Source organism: Levilactobacillus sp. LN180102 (assembly GCF_050106635.1).
In the GTDB taxonomy this organism is placed as follows: Bacteria; Bacillota; Bacilli; order Lactobacillales; family Lactobacillaceae; genus Levilactobacillus; species Levilactobacillus brevis.
Genome location: NZ_JBNIIX010000002.1, coordinates 34,208 through 54,380 on the forward strand (window position 1 = coordinate 34,208; position 20,173 = coordinate 54,380).

General features: G+C 47.9%; 15 protein-coding genes and 1 pseudogene. 5 read left to right on the forward strand and 11 right to left on the reverse strand.

From position 1 onward, the window contains the following. The first annotated feature begins 15 nt into the window (after nucleotides 1–15). A complete protein-coding gene (locus tag ACP4IT_RS01475; protein WP_041815806.1) occupies nucleotides 16–2,055 on the forward strand; it encodes a heavy metal translocating P-type ATPase in 2,040 nt (679 codons plus the stop codon). Between the two features lie 96 nt (nucleotides 2,056–2,151). On the opposite strand, the pseudogene ACP4IT_RS01480 reads toward ACP4IT_RS01475, so the two are convergent. Then, a pseudogene (locus ACP4IT_RS01480) lies at nucleotides 2,152–3,083 on the reverse strand (DMT family transporter). 276 nt (nucleotides 3,084–3,359) lie between these two features. Next, the gene (locus ACP4IT_RS01485; protein ID WP_011667061.1) at nucleotides 3,360–4,007 is read right to left on the reverse strand and encodes a FusB/FusC family EF-G-binding protein; all 648 of its coding nucleotides are present in this window, start codon (nucleotides 4,005–4,007) and stop codon (nucleotides 3,360–3,362) included. A gap of 290 nt (nucleotides 4,008–4,297) precedes the next feature. Here ACP4IT_RS01485 and ACP4IT_RS01490 point away from each other — a divergent pair, with 290 nt between their 5' ends. Continuing rightward, nucleotides 4,298–4,870 carry a sugar O-acetyltransferase gene (locus ACP4IT_RS01490; protein WP_082265121.1) on the forward strand — a complete coding sequence of 191 codons (573 nt, stop codon included), beginning with the start codon at nucleotides 4,298–4,300 and terminating at the stop codon, nucleotides 4,868–4,870. Between the two features lie 199 nt (nucleotides 4,871–5,069). On the opposite strand, the gene ACP4IT_RS01495 is transcribed toward ACP4IT_RS01490, so the two are convergent. The 5 genes from ACP4IT_RS01495 to ACP4IT_RS01515 form a co-directional block, all read right to left on the reverse strand. Next, complete coding sequence (locus ACP4IT_RS01495; RefSeq protein WP_047021039.1) at nucleotides 5,070–6,065, reverse strand: hypothetical protein; 996 nt, start codon at nucleotides 6,063–6,065, stop codon at nucleotides 5,070–5,072. Between the two features lie 34 nt (nucleotides 6,066–6,099). Further along, nucleotides 6,100–7,518, reverse strand: a complete 1,419-nt coding sequence (locus ACP4IT_RS01500) for a C69 family dipeptidase (RefSeq protein ID WP_139560194.1) — start codon at nucleotides 7,516–7,518, stop codon at nucleotides 6,100–6,102. A 290-nt stretch (nucleotides 7,519–7,808) separates the two neighbouring features. Then, nucleotides 7,809–8,036, reverse strand: coding sequence for a hypothetical protein (locus tag ACP4IT_RS01505; RefSeq protein WP_139559999.1), 228 nt, complete (start codon nucleotides 8,034–8,036; stop codon nucleotides 7,809–7,811). Nucleotides 8,037–8,299: 263 nt separating this feature from the next. Then, on the reverse strand, nucleotides 8,300–11,047 hold the full coding sequence (locus ACP4IT_RS01510; RefSeq protein WP_087609629.1) for an HAD-IC family P-type ATPase: 2,748 nt from the start codon (nucleotides 11,045–11,047) through the stop codon (nucleotides 8,300–8,302). Nucleotides 11,048–11,685: 638 nt separating this feature from the next. Next, entirely contained in the window at nucleotides 11,686–12,180 is a 495-nt protein-coding gene (locus ACP4IT_RS01515) for a MarR family winged helix-turn-helix transcriptional regulator (RefSeq protein WP_082265119.1), read from the reverse strand. Nucleotides 12,181–12,209: 29 nt separating this feature from the next. Between ACP4IT_RS01515 and ACP4IT_RS01520 the strand changes: the two genes are divergently transcribed. After that, nucleotides 12,210–12,764: an NADPH-dependent FMN reductase gene (locus ACP4IT_RS01520; RefSeq protein WP_011667053.1), complete on the forward strand. Its 555-nt coding sequence runs from the start codon at nucleotides 12,210–12,212 to the stop codon at nucleotides 12,762–12,764. Nucleotides 12,765–12,825: 61 nt separating this feature from the next. Here the strand turns inward: ACP4IT_RS01520 and ACP4IT_RS01525 are convergent, their stop codons facing one another. From ACP4IT_RS01525 to ACP4IT_RS01535, 3 genes are all read right to left on the reverse strand, one after another. Beyond that, the gene (locus tag ACP4IT_RS01525; protein ID WP_011667052.1) at nucleotides 12,826–13,950 is read right to left on the reverse strand and encodes a vitamin B12 independent methionine synthase; all 1,125 of its coding nucleotides are present in this window, start codon (nucleotides 13,948–13,950) and stop codon (nucleotides 12,826–12,828) included. Between the two features lie 376 nt (nucleotides 13,951–14,326). After that, the gene (locus ACP4IT_RS01530; protein ID WP_015473157.1) at nucleotides 14,327–15,847 is read right to left on the reverse strand and encodes an ABC transporter permease/substrate-binding protein; all 1,521 of its coding nucleotides are present in this window, start codon (nucleotides 15,845–15,847) and stop codon (nucleotides 14,327–14,329) included. A gap of 1 nt (nucleotide 15,848) precedes the next feature. Beyond that, a complete protein-coding gene (locus tag ACP4IT_RS01535; protein WP_015473156.1) occupies nucleotides 15,849–16,778 on the reverse strand; it encodes an ABC transporter ATP-binding protein in 930 nt (309 codons plus the stop codon). Nucleotides 16,779–16,984: 206 nt separating this feature from the next. Between ACP4IT_RS01535 and ACP4IT_RS01540 the strand changes: the two genes are divergently transcribed. Beyond that, entirely contained in the window at nucleotides 16,985–17,401 is a 417-nt protein-coding gene (locus ACP4IT_RS01540; RefSeq protein ID WP_024855227.1) for an Lrp/AsnC family transcriptional regulator, read from the forward strand. A 128-nt stretch (nucleotides 17,402–17,529) separates the two neighbouring features. Here ACP4IT_RS01540 and adhP read toward each other — a convergent pair whose 3' ends face one another. Continuing rightward, complete coding sequence (gene adhP, locus ACP4IT_RS01545; RefSeq protein ID WP_024855228.1) at nucleotides 17,530–18,540, reverse strand: alcohol dehydrogenase AdhP; 1,011 nt, start codon at nucleotides 18,538–18,540, stop codon at nucleotides 17,530–17,532. A 369-nt stretch (nucleotides 18,541–18,909) separates the two neighbouring features. Here adhP and ACP4IT_RS01550 point away from each other — a divergent pair, with 369 nt between their 5' ends. Next, the gene (locus ACP4IT_RS01550) at nucleotides 18,910–20,145 is read left to right on the forward strand and encodes an ArgE/DapE family deacylase (RefSeq protein WP_251933028.1); all 1,236 of its coding nucleotides are present in this window, start codon (nucleotides 18,910–18,912) and stop codon (nucleotides 20,143–20,145) included. Nucleotides 20,146–20,173 lie beyond the last annotated feature (28 nt).

Consider the following 20,173-nt stretch of genomic DNA (forward strand, 5'->3'; position numbering starts at 1 on the left):
ATGACCCACGATCACATGGACCAAATGGATATGGCTCATGGCGATCACATGAATATGAACGATATGGATATGGACATGGGCGATGGCCATATGATGCACATGGGCAACTTAAAGCGTAAGTTCTGGGTTTCCCTGATTCTGACCATCCCCATTATTCTCATGTCACCAATGATGGGTGTCACCCTGCCCTTCCAGTTAACCTTTCCCGGTAGTGATTGGGTCGTCGCCATCTTAGGCACGATTCTCTTCATTTACGGTGGTGCCCCCTTCTTCAGCGGTGCCAAGGCCGAACTCCAAATGAAACAACCGGCAATGATGACGCTCATCACGATGGGCGTTGGTGTGGCTTACATCTACAGTATTTATGCCGTCATCGCTAACGACTTATTCCATGTCACCCCGATGGTCAACAATTTCTTCTGGGAACTTTCCACTTTAATTGTCATCATGCTATTAGGACACTGGATTGAAATGAACACCGTCATGAATGCTGGGTCAGCCGTGGATGCCTTAGGCAAGCTACTCCCACAAACTGCCCACGTCGTTGATGACGCTGGCACCACCCACGACGTTTCCCTAAATGACCTACAAGTTGGCCAGATAGTGGTTGTTCGTGCTGGTGAGCAAATTCCCGCGGATGCGACGATTGTAACTGGGACCTCCGCAGTTAATGAATCCCTAGTCACTGGTGAAGCTGCTGCCGTCAAAAAGGTTACGGGCGACCAAGTCATCGGCGGTTCCGTGAATGGCACCGGAACATTTACGGCTAAAGTCACCGGAACTGGTGATTCCGGTTATCTCGCTCAAGTCATGGACTTGATCCAAAATGCCAAGAATGCAAAATCAACCTCAGAAAATTTGGCTGATCGCGTGGCTGGCTGGTTATTCTACGCCGCTTTATTCGTTGGTATTCTGGCTTTCCTCATTTGGTTAACGGTGGCCAACCTAGCCGTGGCACTTCCCGTAGCGGTGGCCGTCTTCGTCATCGCCTGCCCGCACGCATTGGGCTTGGCTGTCCCACTAGTTGTCGCACGGAGTACAGCACTAGCCGCTCAAAATGGCTTACTCATCCGTAATCGCAATGCCATGGAAGATGTCAAACACTTAAAATTTGCGCTGATGGATAAAACGGGAACTTTGACTATGGGGCATTTTCAAGTGAACCATTTGATTAGCTTAGACCAAGACTACAGTGAAGAAACCATTTTACGCTTACTAGCTAGCCTGGAAAGCGGCTCTAGTCATCCACTAGCAACCGGGATTCTTAGCGCTGCTAAGGCACAACAAATTACCTATACAGCTGCTACTGACACGCATCAAGAAACTGGGATGGGCCAGTTTGGTACCATCGATGACATCACTTATGGTGTCGTTGCCGTTTCCTATTTGGAGCAACACCACTTAACTTACGATCAAGCCCAATTCAAGACCTTAGCCGCTGAAGGCAATTCACTCAGCTATCTCGTCACAGGTGACCGGGTCTTGGGGTTAGTCGCTGAAGGTGATCAGATCAAACCAAACGCCCAGCACCTCGTCAGTGAATTAAAGCGCCAAGGGATTACCCCCGTCATGCTGACGGGTGATAATCAAGAAACGGCGAATAAGGTCGCTCACGCTGTCGGGATTGAGGATGTACAAGCTCGCTTATTGCCAGAAGACAAGGAACGTCTCGTTCAACAGTACCAAGCCTCTGGTAAAGTCCTCTTTATCGGCGATGGGGTCAACGATGCCCCAAGCTTGGCCCGAGCAGATATCGGGATGGCAATTGGCTCTGGTACCGATGTCGCGATTGAATCGGCAGACATTATCTTAGTCGCCAGTGATCCAGCCGACGTCATTCAATTCCTAGACTTAGCGCGCGCGACGACACGGAAGATGACCGAAAACCTCTGGTGGGGAGCTGGCTACAACTTAATCGCGATTCCACTGGCAGCTGGGATCTTAGCCCCCATTGGTTTCATGCTTGATCCCATGGTTGGTGCCGTCATCATGTCACTTAGCACCGTGATTGTGGCAATTAACGCGATGACCTTAAAACTCAAACCTGTCAAATAACACGGTGACTGTCTACCGGATAGCTTACCTGCACTATAAAAAAGATCGGTCCACTCAGCTGTTTAAGTCCTGAGTAGACCGATCTTTTGGGTTTTGCTAAGTTTCTGCGCGTCGACGGCGGAAAAAGTTCATCATCTTACGACCGTTCAAAGATAAGACCATGACGGCTAAAATAATTAAAGCACCACCAACTAAATCGAAAGTTGTCAGTTGCACATTTAAAAAGATGACCGAGAACACCGTCGCCGATAAGGGTTCAAAGGCATCTAATAGACTCGCCGTTGTTGGTAAGATATAACCTAAGGCGTGGGCAAACATTAAGAATGGAATGACCGTCCCAAAGATAATAATCAGTAAAACCAGCCCCCATTCAGCCGCGGTTAGCGTGACATGTACTCGCCACAACGGGCCAAAGACATTTAAACAAATCCCGGCCACGAACAAGCCCCAACCGGTTACCGCCATAGCCCCAAATTTAGGTAACAAGGGGCGTGGGATCAAGGTGTTCGTCGCCACACCGATTGCCGATAAGCCGCCCCAGATGAGCACCACTGGTGAAATCGCTAGGCTAGTCAAGTGTCCATGCGTCACAATCAACAAGGTCCCCACGAAGGCCATCACCATCCCAATGCCTTCGGGACGAGTCGGCGTCATGTGCTTAAACAGGAAATAATAAATACTAATAATAAAGGGCCTAAGAACTGAATGATTGTCGCAATGGGCGCGTTACCAAACTTCACCGCTTCAAAGTAACATAGCTGAACTGGGACCAGTCCCAGTAGACCGTAGCTAATGACACGTAGTCCGGTGGCTCTTTGACGCCAAATTTGAAATGGCTGGGCGTGAATTAGTTGACCCCAAATCAACAGAATGGCCCCAGCGCTAATCATTCGAATCTGGGTCAGCCACAGAGCGGTCACGTGATGATTTAACGTAAACAACGTGCTCGCAGCAACCCCAGAAATCCCCCACAGCATGCAGGCAATGCTCGCCAATAGCACGCCTCGTAAATGGTGTTGGCGGGTCATTGACACCACTTCCCATCAATCCTTAACTTCATTAACATGTCAATCCCTCTTACTCATCAAATTTCACAAAGTACTAACCATTATAGCAGATAATGACCGGCAATCTAGGCCCCTTTGTCCAATTTTTTCCGAATTTAATTGCTAAAGCGGTTTCTTTTTAATGGCTGGTTAATCGCGTCTGGTCGCCGGTTTGAACCATCGGAACTAATCTTGCATCGGCCTTTCCATAAATAAAAAGAGCCCGACTAAAATCGTCGCGCTCAGTGGATTATTCAGTTAACGTTGCGGCCGGACGACCGCTAAGAAGTCCTGTAGGGCTTGTGGATCAGTCAATTGCCGATTACATTGTGCACTATCACGACAAATATAATTGCCGTTGCGCGTATATGTCCCGAGTCCAGAGGTTTTCGTCGTTGAGACAAACAACGACACGTTACCAATCGTCTGACAGATGGCACAAACCCCTTTGATAGTTTGTGGTGCCAGATCACCGCGGATACCGATAACCCGCTCGTGGTCTGGTATAACCAGGTATTTCTTCTGACTGCCCCCATCGTTCCAACCAAGATAGGTTAATTCATGCAGATTCAAACTGGCCCACGCTGGTTGTTTTAGCTTTTTCACCTTGCGGAACAGCTTTCCCAGTTGTTTGGTACTGAACTGCGGAAAGGGAATCACAGCGGGTTCTAGTAACGGTAACAACTTCGCCGCTTCCTTACGACTGAGGCGATCCGGCTGTAACCCAGCCAGAAATGCTTGCGTTAAGGGGGCGCCCTCCGGTAAGAATGGTGTCACATAGGCAATTGTCTCAGCCCGAATAATCGATCGCATATGGCGATCATTGACGGCTAAATAGGCACTTACTAAGGCGTTAACGTGTTGTTTGATGTCACTATACTCATAGGCAGTAATTGTTGGTTCCATGATATTAAATTCCTTTCAGATTGACAATCCTGACACTTCTCTGAAAGGGTCTCGCAGAAAAGTGTCGCTAACTAGCAGCACTTTTCCGTACGAATAACGATGCCATCATCGTTGATCATCTCCTTAATTTTAGCCTAATTTGGCTAAAGCGGCTGTAAGTATACCGAACTTCATCCCAAATAGCAACCGGTCAAAAGTTGACGAACCAATTTTTGATCCCTATATTTATCCGTATAAATATTCTGCAAACTATGCTACAATAAACAAAACAACGCTGGAGGCGGTTTCATTTGAAAACAGAAAAAGAAAAATTTCTTGCGGGCGAACCTTATAACATCATGGATCCCGAGTTAGCTGCTGAGGAGACCAAAGCCCGTCGTTTATGCAAGATTATCAATGAACTGGACGACACCGCCGCTGCTGAAAAGGACCACACCATCCGCCAGCTCTTTGGCTCTGTTGGTAAAAGCCCATGGATTCAACCCAATTTCCGTTGCGATTTTGGCTATAACATTCACGTTGGCGATAACTTTATGTGTAATTATGACAATGTCATCTTAGATATTGCACCAGTGACCATTGGTAATCACTGTATGTTGGCGCCCCACGTACAAATCTATGCGGCCTATCACCCGCTGGACCCCCGCGGTCGCGACAAGTTCATTGGCCTAGGTAAGCCGGTAACCTTAGGCGATTCCGTTTGGGTCGGTGGCGGATCGGTCATTTTGCCCGGCGTGACTTTAGGTAACAATGTGGTGGTTGGTGCCAACTCGACCGTCACCAAATCCTTTGGCGATAACGTCGTCATTGCTGGTAACCCTGCCCGAGTCATCCGCCAAAACATCCCAACCGAGCGTAAATAAAAAACGAACCTGAGTATTCTCAGATTCGTTTTTTATTTACGCTCGGTTGGGACTTCTTTGATGGTAGACGTCCCACAGCTTCCCGTTTTATAACTGAGCCACGCGGCCGCTACCGCGTGGCTCACTGGTAGTGTAGCGCATCCCTTAGCTGATCACTAACCAGATCTTTTAGTTAACTTAGTCAGTAAACGAAGTTAGTTTAGGCGATCCAGCCACCGGTTCCGAGAATCGTTACGGCGCCAGTTGGCGCTACTTTGACGCGATAGGTATACCCATGAATGTCAAAATCTGCACGGGCGGTAAAGCTAAAGATAGGCGCGGTTTGCTTAACCTTCGCAGTCTTAACAACTTTCCCCGTTGCCGACCGCGTGGTGGCGATCACCGCCCGCCCAGTAACAAAGTCAGACGTCACCGTCGTACTATCTTGGCGAAGCAAGACAACCCGTTGTACCATCCCGGCCGCCATCGCCACACCCACCTTGACGTGGGCTGCCGCATCAACTGTCGTGGTCGTGGCAGTGATCCCCGTTAACTGCCGATTCACCTCACGCTGCAATAAGTTGGGGTAAGTGCCCTTAATCACCGCATTGGCTGGTAGCCAACCAATCCCTTTGCCATTTGCCGTGGTGAGATACAGATAATGTTTCTGACGGGTTGTCGTCAACGACTCGGTCGCATACAACGTTCGGTAACCATAAGTCGTACCGTAATGAACGGCAGCCGTCGTCCCGATCGTTCGCGCCGGCATATCCCAATAATCATGGTCGGTCGTTGGCGTCCAGTAGGCCGTTTTCTTAATGGCTTTTAACTGCCGAATCACTGAGTGACTGCGTAATTGTCGCAAGGCCACGTATCCTCCCGCCAACTGATTGCGCTTAGCAGGCAGTGGGGCAACCGTGCCGTGATGCAACGGTTGGGCACTGACTGCCGCCAAACGCACGTAGCGTTTGCCGTTAACCGTCACGACCTTATCAACCGTCCACTGCTTTTTCGTGCTCTTATTAACGCCCAGCACCTTGCTACGGGCATACGCCGCTCGCGGATAGCTGTACACCTTAGTCCGCTGGGTCTTAAACGTAAATAGGCGTTGCCGCGGATACTTGGGTAAGACAGTCCGCTTAGCCGCCTGAGCCGTTGTCGTTCCCCACAGACTTAGACTTAGACCGGCTAAGAATGCTAACTTCATCCATTTCATGTTGGTTCTCCCCCCTTATGTCCCCCGGACTAATTTATAAGTTTTGCCCCTTTTCCCAAGCCGTCTTTGATAATAACAGGCCATGCTTGACAATCGTGTCAAATAACTCCCGCGTGCGTTTAGAAATCTCACCAGCAGTGATCTGATTACTTTGCGTGAGGAAGGCAGATACGTTACCACTAACCGCCTCATCCGTTGCCGCTACGCGCGACCGCGCATATGACTGGCACCCATCACGAAAGGCGTTAACAGCCTCAACATAGTCGTGAAAATGGGGTTCAATCAACACGGATAACGTCTTATTTAACCAATAAACATTGGCCACATCAACTGCTGCTGTCGTGTTTTGATAGTCAGCTGGCGTGTCTGTAATGTTGGTAAAGAATGGCACATATGGCGCGTATGCAAAGAAGCCCATCGCAATCCACTGAATGGCCGCATGATCGGTGGGAACGTCATTTCTAATTTGAAGAATCGACGAACATTGGTTACGATCCATAGCAATCGGCCGGTACTTACGCTGATCGGCTGGCGACCCTGAGGCATAAGTGCCAAAGGGATCATAAGGCGTCCCGTTGTAGTGGGATGATAAGAAGAATTGCACGTCTTCAATCGCCAGTTTCTTGGCTGGCTTTCTGGTAAACGGCATGTCTTGATCCGTTGGTTGTTGATCGGTGATTTCCGGATTGAATAACTTCTGACCGTACCAAGTCCGCGGCGTATTGTAGTAGGCATCGTCTTCACCATGTGTCCCAAAAATTTCCCGGAAATTAAACGTGTCCGGTGTCGGATTCAAGTGGTGTTGCGCAACAAAGTCCACTAGATCACTGGCAACTAAGAAATTATCAGTGTCTTGCAAATCCACCGTTTGCATCAGCGTTTGGTTCGGCGCAATGGCATAAGTATCTTCTGGTAGCCGCATAGCCGCCCAATGGTGCCCACCGGCTGTTTCTAAGTACCACACATCATTTTGATCGTTAAACGCAATGCTGTTGCTTTCGCCTGTCCCGTATTTTTCAATCAGAGCGCCTAATCGTGCGGCGCCTTCCTTGGCACTTTTAATGTAAGGTAGGACTAGCGTAATCATGGCTTCTTCGTTAATGCCATCGTCCACCAAGGGGTCATAGCCCAAGACGCGGGCATTCGTTGCCGTGGTCTCAGTGGCACTCATCCCAACGTTTAGCTCGTTAATCCCGGCCTCTTCGTACTGACCATCACTTTGGTCGGCCTGCGGGGTCCCCGTATAGCGGTACGCGTGATCGGGTAAGGGCACTTCCACCCCCGTTACGGCTGACGTAAATGACGCGCCAGTTTGGTCAACGGCTGGGTGCACCACAAATTTAATGGGGTTAATTGGCCCATAGCCATCCTCGTTACGTGCTACAATCGTGGAACCGTCCATACTGGCGGCTTTACCCACTAAAATCTCGGTACAATCGGAACTTTTTTTCATCATTTGTTGTTCCGCCCCCCTTTGTAAGTCCAGTATAGGAGTCTCATGGGCTAAGAGCTAGCGAAATTTGTGGGAAATGTTAATCCGTGGAAAGACGATTCAGAAATCCATACACATTAATTCCGTTCAAAACTAATTACACCTCAATTGGCCCCTAGCTTTTCTTGATTCGTCAATTCAGGTGGTGGCTCGATATACATAACCTAATCACAATAAAATTGGGTGGTAAGCACTGAAAACTTACCACCCAGATAGTCATTTAAATAAACACACCATAAGCTTTTGGATACTCAACGTTTTTCCTTCAATGTTCCGTCAAAATTCGCATGATTGGGGTTAATACCATTGATAGCATCATAAAAAACCGAAATTAAAACAAGGATTGCTCCGCCACCCAGAAGTAGGTTTAGCATCCAATCAAATTGAAACGGGGTGTTCATAAAGGCATACCGTAAATCGGGCAATAGAAATATTGCTAGCCAAAATTGCCATGTTTTTAGAACTCTTAAAATATACATGCTTATACCCCCCCAGAATAATTTCTTGATTATCCATCCTAAAGGTACCACTCCTTTAGGCTTGTGTTAAACCATAAGTACGTTAACTTTCTCGGCATAATCTAACATCGAACTTTATAACAAATAGACCGTCTTTCTGGAAACAATGACCCTTAAAAACCACCAAAAAAGCAGCTCCCTCAGGAATCAAATTCCAAGGGAGCTGCTGGTTATTATTTGATGACTAACGCCTGACGCTTAATACACGTCACACCCGTCAGTCATTAGAAATTACGCTGTTCTCGAGCCACCATCTTGGCATCGTAGCGGTGACGCAACCATTTGGCAATCTCCGTAACGATTAAAACAACGATTCCCGCCAAGATTGGAATCCCCCAGCCGTAGTGGAAGTTCGCACTCGTGGTGTGGAAGACGCCTTGCATCGCCGGCCAGTAAATAATCACGGCCTGTAACGCAATCAACAGGGCCACAATAGCAAAGCTCATCTTATTTCTGAAGAAATACTTAGAGAATACTGGATGGTCGTTTTGTAAGTTAAACAGGTAGAAAATCTTACCAAAGATGATCACATTTAACGTCATGGTACTCCCGACCACGGTAGATAAGCCCTGCGCTGTCAGGAGGTCATAAGCCAACATCCCTAGTCCAGAGATCAATAAAGACACGTAGGTAACCTCAAACACGTCATACTTTGAGAGAATCCCCTGCGTGACGTCCCGGGGTCCCCGCTTCATAATGCCGCTTTCTGCCGGTTCAAAGATAAACGCAAACTGAATCGTCAGTGCCGATACCATGTTAATCCACAACAGTTGCGTTGGGAATAACGGCAGTGATTGATCCATCAGAATACTCATCACCACAATTAAGCCTTCGGCAAAACTCGTTGGTAACAGGAAGCGAATCGTCTTACGAATATTATCAAAGACGTGTCGACCTTCTCGCACAGCACCGAGCAAGGACGTAAAGTCATCATCGGCTAACACCATATCAGCGGAGTCTTTGGCGACATCGGTTCCCCGAATCCCCATTGCTACACCAATATCCGCTTGTTTGAGGGCCGGCGCATCGTTCACCCCGTCACCAGTCATGGAAACGACGTGCCCGCGACTCTGTTGGGCCTTCACAATTCGGAGCTTATCAGCTGGCGTTGTCCGCGCGAAGACGGTATACTGGTCAATCTTTTTCGCCAGCTCATCATCACTTAGCTGTGCCAGTTCTGGCCCAGTAATCGCCTTAGCCTGTTCTGACAAATTCAACTGTTCGGCAATCGCCGCAGCTGTTTCCGGGTCATCCCCGGTAATCATTTTGACCTTGATACCGGCGTACCGCAGCTGCCGGACAGCATCGGCCACACCAGGACGGGGTGGATCAATAATCCCCGCCATGCCGGCCAAATGAAAATCTTGCCCAATTGTCAAGTCTTCGACATCCGCAATATCACCAGCCACTGGTTGGTAACCCAACGCCACGACCCGCTTACCTTGGCGGGTTAGCTGTGATAGTCGGGCCTGCCAAGCCGCTTCATCAACGATCTCGCCCTGTTCTTTCATCTGGCGGATCAGGGTTTGGGGGGCACCTTTAACCAATAACCACCGCTGATCCTTGAAGTCAACCAGTCGCGCAGAGTAACGGGTGGCTGAGTCAAACGGCTGTGAATCAATCTCTTGTGGGGCTGGATCATGGCCCACCAACTTGTGATAAAGCGCCGTCAACGCCCCATCGGTTGGCTCACCCGTCAATACCCACTGACCGTCTTCCTCATGGAATTCTGCGTCAGAGGTTTGCCCAGCAATCTGCACTAGCCACTCCAAGTCAGGATCTTCTTGCCAAGCGACCCGTTGGTCCTCATCATTTTCGACTTGCCCCGTAGCATCGTAGCCCACGCCAGACACGGTATACGTATCCTGAGTTGTTAATACATCGGTGACGGTCATTTCATTTTTGGTCAAGGTCCCGGTCTTATCGGTATTGACAATATCCACTGCACCCAACGTTTCTACCGCGGGCAACGTCTTGACGATCACATTTTGTTTCGTCATCGCCTGCGTCCCCATCGCTAACACCACTGAGGTGCTAGCTGGCAAACCTTCGGGCATCGACCCAACGACCATCGTAATGACGGCCACCAACAAGACTGGCAGACTGTAAACGTGGGTCATCATTCCCAAGATAAATAACAGCACAGCCGCAATTAAAATGGCGATGGATAACCCTAAACCTAAGCTATTCAGGTTCTTCATCAGTGGAGTGGCCTGCTGTTTCACATCAGCCACATTTTGCTGGATACTTCCGATTTCAGTTGCTGAACCGGTCGTGGTCACGATACCTCGCGCCGATCCACTGGTTACCGCCGTTGAAGCGAATGCCTGATTAGACCGTTCAGCCAATGGTAAGGTCGCCGCTGACAACGGATCTTCTCCTTTTTCCACTGAATCGGTTTCCCCGGTCAACGCGGACTCTTGAATCTTCAAGTTGTCTGCGTTGATCAGCCGCATATCGGCTGGAACCGTATCTCCCGCTTCCAGTTGCACAAGATCACCAGCTACCAGCTCTCGTGCTGGTAAGGTGACTTTTTGACCGTCACGAATGACGACGGCTTCAGAAACCAACAACGCCTTTATCCGGTCCAAGGCATTATCGGCCGAGCGTTCCTGGAAATAGCCAATGAACGCGTTGGCAATAATCACCAGCCCAATCACAATCGAATCGGAATAGTGGTGCATAAGAAAAGTGATCAAGGCCGCCGCAGCCAAAATATAAATAATCGAGTTGTTAAATTGCTTCAAGAAGCGCAACAGGTTCGATTGCTTTTTGGCGGTCAGTTCGTTAGGACCATTCTCTGTAAGTCGTCGCTTGGCCTCAGTAGTTGTTAACCCTTGCGTCTCGTCGGTTTTAAAATCAACAAGTAAGGACTCAGTCGAGCGTTGCCATAAAGGCGGCTGCTGGCTGGGTCCGGGGTCGGTGGTCTCTGTTTCAGTGGTTGTTGCCGTTATCTTTGATTCTTGTGCCATGAATAATGGTCTTCCCTTCGTTTAACAAATTTTAAATTAGCGGTCTGGAATTGGTAATGCAGCGTACAAGCGGTACAAGACGTCCACCTCCAAATCTTTTTAGTCGTTGATTGAATTTTACCAAGTTTTGGTCAGCTTTGCATCTGTTTTGGTCGTCTGCAATCAAAATTTAGCAATGGGGTAAATCGCTAATGGTCATAATTAAGCAATCCTTGCGAAGATTGGCGTATCAACCTCCGCTAGTTGCTCATCATGCTTAGCGGACACCTCATGAATAAATATACGCTGATTTTTACCTTTAAAATTCAACAGTAACCCTCTCAGTACAAGTCATTTACAATATCTGTGATATTTAAAATCGGCCCGTAAAATTGTAATATTACAAATTGCCAAAATCGCCCGCAGCCCTTGATTTCTTTGTTATTATAAAGATGTCGTAAAACAATTGCTTAACAAACTGACGACAAACTAAAGCTTTTTTGGTAACAGTCGGCGGTGTACCCGGAAAATGCACCGTTAGTCACTGTGTCCAATTGAATAATTAACCTTATTGAATCAGACTAAATCCCAGTTCGATTCAATGAGGTTAATTTTTTTTGCCCAAAATGACTGCCGCAATGATGACTGCGGCAGTCATTTTACTGATTATCATCCGGATCGTCAGGTGTGGTTAATGTTTTAGCCAATCGTTGTAAGACTTGCAGTAATTCGATCCGTTCCGAATTGGAATAGTCTGCCAAATGCTGACGTAACCCGGCCTCGCGGGCAACCTTAATTTGTAATAAAGCGCGTTTACCCTGATCGCTTAAGGTTAATTGCCGAATCCGTTGATCCCGTCGCTCGACCTCCACGAGCCATCCCGCTGTGACCAACTTATCGACCTGACGACTGATTGACGAATGATTTCGCCCAATCTGATTAGCCAATTCACCGATGCTAATCTCCGGCTGCCGACCAATTCTAACAATGATGGGCAAGGCTGCCGGTTCTAACGTCAAATTAGCCTGCTTCAGTAACTGACGATCCTGCTGGGGTTGATTAAAAAACGTGACAATTTCAAACAATGCTTCAAAAATATCATTATCCATATTGTGATTATAACAGAAGCGTGCTAAGATGTGTGCATAATGCACGAATTAATGACACATTTAAGGAGCTTTTCATGACTAAAAAAATTGGTATCATTATCGGCTCAACTCGACCCAACCGAATCAGTATGAGCATTGCCACTTGGTTACAAACGGCGATGGACCAATCCGACCTTCAGATCGATCTCATTGACCTCGCTGACATTCAGTTGCCCTTCTTAGACGAAGTCGCTCAACCTTCAGATGGTCATTACGAGCTGGCACACACGAAGGCGTGGAGTCAATTAATTCAAAGCTACGATGGATTCGTCCTTCTCTTTCCCCAATACAATTGGGGGTATCCGGCACCCCTCAAGAATGCCCTGGATTATCTATACACTGAATGGCGCGGCAAGCCAGTCAGCCTGGTCTCTTACGGTGGCCATGGTGGCTTTCAAGCCGCACTGGGCATGCAATTGGTTGTCCGTGGCTTGAAGATGCAGCTCATGAGTACTAACCTCCAACTGACATTAAAGAAGACCGATCTGACTGAAAACGAACAATTTATCGACGCCCAACAAGCCTTGGCGCCTTACCAATTTTACGCACAACAATTAGGCGCCGAATTTGTTCATCGGTTAGCTGACTAGACTAAAATGTGTTCCCGTAGACTTTTAGCGTCCACGGAAACACATTTTTATCGTTGTCAGCTTAAGCCTCCCAAACGTCTGTAGCAATCTGTTTGACTAGCTTGAGTTTTGCCCACTGCTGATCTTCGGTTAACGTGTTGCCTTCTTCCGTCGAGGCAAAGCCACATTGCGTTGACAAGGCCAAGTTGGCTAACGGCACTTGCTGAGCCGCAGCCTGAATCCGCGCCTTAATTACCGCTGGATCTTCCAATTCCGCGAATTTTGATGTGATCAGGCCTAAGACTAAGCACTTATCCGGATCACCATGCCAGATTTTCCGCAGCGGCGTGAAATCACCGGCACGATCACTATCGTACTCAAGAAAAAGGCCGTCATAATGCAATTGACCTAGATAATCCGCCACGTCATCATAACCACCGGAAAAGAGATACGTTGACTTGAAGTTCCCCCGACAGATGTGCGTCGTTACCGTTAAATCATCTGGCAACCCCGCTAATAGTTGATTGATTACCCGCACGGCATCCGTCGCTAGCGTAACGTATTTCTGGTGGGCCGCTGCATCTGTCGCTGTTTCATTGAGCTTGCTAATCAGAAATGCCCATGTGGTGTCGTCAAGCTGGATATAACGACAGCCGAGGTCATAAAAATGCTGGATTGTGTCGTGATAAGCCTGGGCTAAATCATCCAGATAATCTGACCAAGTGTCATAGTACGTGGCCCAGTTGTCACTACGGTTATCTCGAAATAGCATGGTCGGCGAGGGAATCGTCTGCTTTACCGTCACTCCGGCTGGCACCAAACTCTGTAAATACTGGAAACTGGTGAAAAAGGGATGATCCGGGTTACAGGCTACTTTCCCAATCAGCTCAGCATTATCCGTTCGTGTTTGGCTTCCGTGGAATTTATAGCTTTGATGATAATCATAGTGTCCCACGCCAGTTAGGCCCCACAGAAAGTCCAAATGCCACCAGCTTCGATTAAACTCACCATCAGTGACTGCCTTGAGACCCAATGCCACCTGCTGGTCGACGACGCGCTTCGTTTCAGCTCGCTGGACAGTTTGTAGCTGCTCTGCATCAATCTTTCCGGCCGCAAACTGGGCCCGAGCGTCCTTTAAAACTGCCGGTCGTAATAAGCTCCCGACGACATCATACCGGTATGGAAACTTCGTTGCCGTTACTGTCATTTGAATAACCTCCTAAAAGTCTGACGGCCTGCCTGTCAATCACCAAAAAACGCGTTCGTCCCCCGAACTCATGTCTAAGCTCAAGGGACGAACGCGTCGTTTTACCACCCTAAATTCACAAGATCCTCACAGACCTTGCCTCAACGGTACCAGTTGATACCCGGAAAGTTAACGGTTCCTACCGACTGAGCAACGTGAATCGCTCAATAGCTATTAGGAGTTCATCTTCATGATACCGTGGTTGACCCGTTCTCACTGTTCGGGCTCACTGCACAACACGGAATCCACTACTCTTCTCCGAGCTTTATTTATGACAGGCCAATTAGAAATTAATGATAATCCTAGGCGTGTTTCTCATTATTGTCAAGCCCAGTGGCTAATCCAGTAAGCCATGACTTCTGAGGTAATCCCGCGCAACGACCGCCGCCTTTTGGTGCTTCACGGATACTTGATAGTTCATTTTTTGCATATCCGTGGTCGTCACCTTCCCAGCTAACTTATTCAGCGTCGTTCGTAATTCAGGATGATCCGTCAATAGCTTCTCGGACATCAACGGTGCGCCTTGGTATGGGGGGAAGAAGTTGCGATCATCTTTTAAGACCACTAAATGATACGCTTGAACCTCCGGATCGGTGGTATAGCCATCCACCAAGTTCACCTTGCCGTTGGCAATTGCTTTATAGCGAATCGAGGGTTCCATCGTCTTAATACTGGCAAATTTCAACCCGTAAGCCTGCCGCAATCCGGGATAGCCATCCTTTTGTTGATTAAAGTCCGGGTCAAACCCCGCGTGAACCCGATTCTCAACCTGAATTAAGTCCGAAATCGTCTTAACGTGATACTTCTTCGCAAACTGGCGCGTGACGGCCAAATCATAACCATTTTGGTAGGCCATGGGTTTCAAATAAGCCATCTGGTATTGTGACTTCAAGGCTGACTTGGCCAGTTGATAGGTTTTAGCCGGACTATGACTGGCCGATTGCTTGGTTTTCACCAGCGATTCTAATACCGTTCCGGTAAATTCGGGATAAATATCAATAGAACCCGATTGCAATGCCTTAAACAAAAATGATGTCGCTCCAAAATTAGCCTTCGTATTCACCTTAATATTCGGGTGATCATGTTCGATCAGGTCCTTATACATATTAATCAGAATCTCGGGCTCACTGCCCAACTTACCGGCAACGGTGAGTGTCGTTTGTGAGTTTGTTACTTGGCGATAACCCGCAAAGCCGCCAATCAACACAACCAGTGTTGCTAACACAATCCCCGCCTTTTTAAAGGTCAACCGACCTAACCAATCGATTCCTGCCCCAAAAACCAGTGCCAGTATCGCCGACAAGACGGCCCCAATAATTAGGAGCGCATTGTTATTGGTTTCAATCCCCAACAGAATATAGGTTCCCAGTCCGCCAGCCCCAATCAAAGCGGCCAAAGTGGCCGTTCCAATGATCATGACCATGGCAATCCGAATCCCTGAAATAATCATCGGCAAAGCTAACGGCAACTCAATCCGCAGTAGCTTCATCCGCCGTGACAACCCAAACGCTGTCGCTGCTTCCTCCAAACTGGGGTCAATGGTCGTTAACCCCGAATACGTATTCTGGAAAATGGGCATGACCGCGTAAATCACCAACGCAATAATCGATGGCACCGTTCCAATCCCCACCAGTGGAATTAAAATTCCTAACAATGCCAGACTTGGAATCGTCTGTAAGATGCTAGTGATCTGGAGCATCACCTTAGCCAGCCGTTGGTGATTCATCAAAATAATCGCGAGTGGAATCGCAATGACTGCCGCAATGAGTAACGATATCAACGATAAGCCGATATGTTGGCCGATGGACTGGACGATTTCACCGCCCTGCGTGTGTAAGATATGCCAAATTTGTTGCACGCTACTCCACCTCCGTTTGTGCCAAATAGTCTAATAAATCAGCGGTCGTCAATGTCCGATTCCCTGACGCGGTGCCAACGATAACTGGCCCTTTCTTTAAGGCCGCCGCTAGTTCATTGACCGTAGCCGTTACCGGTAACGTAGCGGCCGTTGTGGTGGTTGCACCATACCCCTGATTCACCAATACCTGGACTGTCGCCGGCCGGGGTGTATGTTCATTTTCAAAAAAGCCGCGTACGAACTCGTTAGCTGGATGGTGCATAATCTCTTCACCCGTGCCAACCTGCTGAATGTGACCTAACCGCATGACCGCAATGTGTTGACCCAGGCGTAATGCTTCATGCATATCATGGGTGACAAAGACAAAAGTCATCTTGAGTTCGCGATGTAGTTGCAACACCAAGTCCTGTAATTGCTTGCGTGACAAGGGATCTAGGGCACTGAAGGGTTCGTCCATCAAAACAACCTTGGGCTTAATCGCTAATGCCCGAATAATTCCCACCCGCTGCTGTTCGCCACCGGAGAGTTCACTCGGCATTCGCGTGGCATATTGATCCGGGTCCAAATCGACTTGTTCTAGCAACGCTCGGGCCCGGGCCACCCGTTCTTTTCGGGGCCACCCCAAAGATTCCGCTTGAATCGCAATATTTTCTTGAATGGTTAGATTCGGGAATAATGCAATGTTTTGTAAGACATACCCCATTTGTAACCGCAAATCACGTAGCTTATAGTCGATTAACCGTTGATTATCAAAATAAATATCCCCATCGGTTGGTTCAATCAACCGATTAAGCATCTTCAGTGTGGTGGTTTTACCACTCCCACTAGGTCCCACCAATACGAAAAAATCCCCGGTTGGAATCGTCAAATTCAGATCATCCAATGCCAATTGTTCCGTGTATTGTTTGCTAACCTGTTTAAACTCTATCATTGGGAACCTCCAAACCTCTATCGTTTTGCCCGATTACCATCATGGGCCTGTACGATTTCATTATACTAATATTTCGTTATTTACCTAAGAAAAGGACTCGCCCTATTGAACGGCAATAGCCCCTACTTTACATTTATTTCGCCTAACTGTTAATATTAAAAAGAAAGTCTTTACCCGAAAAAATTTGATAAAAAAAGGTGTTTACCGTGAGTGATCCCACAGACTTACAGATTATTAAGGAACTGAATCACAATTGCCGGATTAAGGTGACCCAACTAGCCCAACTCGTTCACCTAACACCCCCAGCCGTTGCGGCACGCATTCAACGCTTGGAAGATGCTGGCATCATTAAGCGTTACACCATCGAAGTCGACCTGGAAAAGATGGGCTTCATGCGACAAGTCTTCATTCAGGTTGCCGTTGCAGCCCAGCAACAATCAGCCTATCGTGAACTGATTCAAGCCTATCGTCAAGACATTCGCCATCATTACCAAACGACCGGCGACTTTACCCATCTCATTGAGGGGGCCTTCCCCGATCAGCATCGACTGAGTCAATTCCTCCAAGCGCTAAGTATGGTAGCGACTTATCGCGTCATCGACGCCATTGACGAGTTATTTTGAGTATCAACACTGCTCATGAGCCAAAAAAGGCGGTGGCTTTAGCCATCGTCTTTTTGAATTGCTATTTGATATTTCTACAATACTATACTGTTCGATGTGGGCGGTTCTCTCCCAATTGGGAGAAACCCTTAGAACTTGACGACCATCCGGCCTTCAATCTTCCCCGCTTTCATTTCATCAATAATATCGTTAACTTCCTCAAGCTTCCGAGTAGCTACGATTGGGGTGACATCCCCTTCTGCGCATAACTGGAAGGCTTCAGCTAAGTCTTGTCGCGTGCCCACTAAAGAACCCGCAATTTCAATGCCGTCTAAGACGACCTTCACAATGGAGACTTCCATGGCACCCTTTGGTAACCCGACAGCAACGACGCGAGCACCAGCCCGCACAGAGCCAATGGCCTGATCGAAGGCAATTTGTGATACGGCCGTGACAACTGCGGCGTGGGCACCACCGATTTTATCTTGCACCCAAGCGCCAGAATCTTCTGTCTTAGAATTGAAGGTTAAATCAGCGCCGACCTTTTTAGCACTGGCTAGTTTATCATCATTGATATCGATCGCAATAACGTGGGCCTTAAAGACATTCTTCGCCCATTGAATGGCTAGATTTCCGAGACCACCACAACCATAAATGGTGACCCATTCGCCAGGATGTAAGTTGGCAACTTTTAATGCTTTATATGTGGTGACTCCAGCACACGTGATCGAACTGGCTTGCACGGGATCAAGATTTTCTGGTACCTTGACCGCATAATCAGCTTTCACGATAACCTGTTCAGCCATCGCACCATCCACGTTGAACCCGGCATTTTCAACGTTCCGGCACAGTGTTTCACGGCCGGTCAAACAGTATTCACAGTGACCACACCCGGCAAAGAACCAGGCGATTGATACTCGGTCCCCCACCTTTAAGCTGGTGACGTCACTCCCAATTTCTTTAACCCGGCCAACCCCTTCGTGGCCGATCACTCGACCAGCAGTGTTACCAAAGTCACCTTGAGCGACGTGTAAATCAGTGTGACATAAACCACAATATTCCACATCAACTAAGGCTTCATTGGCCTTAATTTCCCGTACTGGTACCTCTTTAATATCTACATACCCATCTAAACTATCACGAACAACTGCAGCTTTCATCACGAAAACTTCCTTCCTCAAGATATTGGTTTAATGGTGTGTCTAATGGTTTACTAGTAGGCAATTCTCATTATGCGTAAGCGCTTACATGATGTCAACACCTTTATTTATCAGGACCTTATGCCTAATTTTCTTTCCTATAAGTCACTTACTTTGTAAAGCTCTTCACGGATTTACAAATGGTACCCCATTATCTAAAAATAGCCCTAATCATTCATGCTTTCATGAATCAAATTTTCATTACTAATCAGATCCAACGCCTACCTTGACCAGTCCCCTAAAAAGTGCTGTAATCAAGTTGGGAGCTTGGTTATTTTCATTAACCAATTACAGTATCGCGTTTCAACTTAAATGAATGAGGTGGAAAAAATGGATGAAGTTGTGCAAGCACTCAGTGACGTCATCAAGCTCAACACAGTTAATGGTAACGAAAAGATTGTTGCCGACTACTTAGCTGACTTATTGGCCAAGCATGGTATCGATAGTAAGGCGGTCGCTTACGAACCTGATCGGGTCAGCCTAGTGGCCGAGATCGGCGACGGTAACGGCCCTGTCGTGGGATTTGACGGCCATGAAGATATCGTTGCCTTGGGGGATGCCGCCAAGTGGGATGCAGATGCCTTGTCTGCCAAAATCGCTGACGGCAAGATGTTTGGTCGTGGCACCACAGATATGAAGTCCGGCTTAATGGCTGGCGTCTTTGCGATGATTCACTTAAAAGAAAATAATGTTCCCCTACACGGCACATTACGCTTAATGGCAACCGTTGGTGAAGAATATGGTCAATTCGGCGCCCGGCAGTTAGCTGAGGCCGGTTATGCTAAGAACCTAGACACCCTCATTGTTGGTGAACCCAGCGGTGTCGTTAAACAAGCCGTGGCCACCCCACAAATCCAACAGATGTTGCAAATTAACCAGGACAGCGCCAATAAGTTAATGGCCGCCAATCAAACGACTGAACAACACTTCATTGAGTTAGCGCACAAGGGCTCTTTGACGTATACGGTGAGTGCTCAAGGCGTGGCGGCACATAGTTCAATGCCAGAAATTGGTAAAAATGCCATTGATTCACTGCTAACCTTCTACCAAAAACAACAGGCCTACTTCGCGACTATCACCGATAAGAAGAATCCGGTCTTAGGGGCCACGGTTCCCGTTGTCACTCTGATTCAGGGTGGCGAGCAGATTAACACGGTTCCAGCCAGTGCCTCGATTTCGGTTAAAATCAGAACCATTCCGGAAGTGCCGAACACCAAGTTAGCCGCTGATATCCAGCAGCTCATCGACGAGCTAAATGCTAACGGGGAACAACTTTCCTTAGATATTCACAGTAACCTGTATCCCGTGCACACTGCCGATGATGCACCAGTGGTTAAAGCAGCTAAAGAATGCGGTGAGGCTGACTTACAACAAGCCTTACCACTTATCGGCGTTCCCGGTGGAACTGACGCATCGTCCTTCGTTGCAGTTAATCCAGATATCGACGTTGTGGTCTTTGGCCCGGGAAACATCACAGCTCACCAAGTGAACGAATACGTTGACCTAGACATGTATCACCGTTTCATCACCATCTATGAAAAGATGATTACACGTTTGTTGGCTTAAACACATTCCATATCCATCACAAAAAGCT

Excerpts from the sequence above, each read along its gene's own strand:
- ACP4IT_RS01475 (WP_041815806.1), top strand. The coding sequence starts at position 16 with ATGGACCAAATGGATATGGCTCATGGCGATCACATGAATATGAACGAT.
- ACP4IT_RS01485 (WP_011667061.1), bottom strand. The coding sequence starts at position 4,007 with ATGGAACCAACAATTACTGCCTATGAGTATAGTGACATCAAACAACAC.
- ACP4IT_RS01495 (WP_047021039.1), bottom strand. The coding sequence starts at position 6,065 with ATGAAATGGATGAAGTTAGCATTCTTAGCCGGTCTAAGTCTAAGTCTG.
- ACP4IT_RS01500 (WP_139560194.1), bottom strand. The coding sequence starts at position 7,518 with ATGAAAAAAAGTTCCGATTGTACCGAGATTTTAGTGGGTAAAGCCGCC.
- ACP4IT_RS01505 (WP_139559999.1), bottom strand. The coding sequence starts at position 8,036 with ATGTATATTTTAAGAGTTCTAAAAACATGGCAATTTTGGCTAGCAATA.
- ACP4IT_RS01510 (WP_087609629.1), bottom strand. The coding sequence starts at position 11,047 with ATGGCACAAGAATCAAAGATAACGGCAACAACCACTGAAACAGAGACC.
- ACP4IT_RS01520 (WP_011667053.1), top strand. The coding sequence starts at position 12,210 with ATGACTAAAAAAATTGGTATCATTATCGGCTCAACTCGACCCAACCGA.
- ACP4IT_RS01525 (WP_011667052.1), bottom strand. The coding sequence starts at position 13,950 with ATGACAGTAACGGCAACGAAGTTTCCATACCGGTATGATGTCGTCGGG.
- ACP4IT_RS01535 (WP_015473156.1), bottom strand. The coding sequence starts at position 16,778 with ATGATAGAGTTTAAACAGGTTAGCAAACAATACACGGAACAATTGGCA.
- adhP (WP_024855228.1), bottom strand. The coding sequence starts at position 18,540 with ATGAAAGCTGCAGTTGTTCGTGATAGTTTAGATGGGTATGTAGATATT.
- ACP4IT_RS01550 (WP_251933028.1), top strand. The coding sequence starts at position 18,910 with ATGGATGAAGTTGTGCAAGCACTCAGTGACGTCATCAAGCTCAACACA.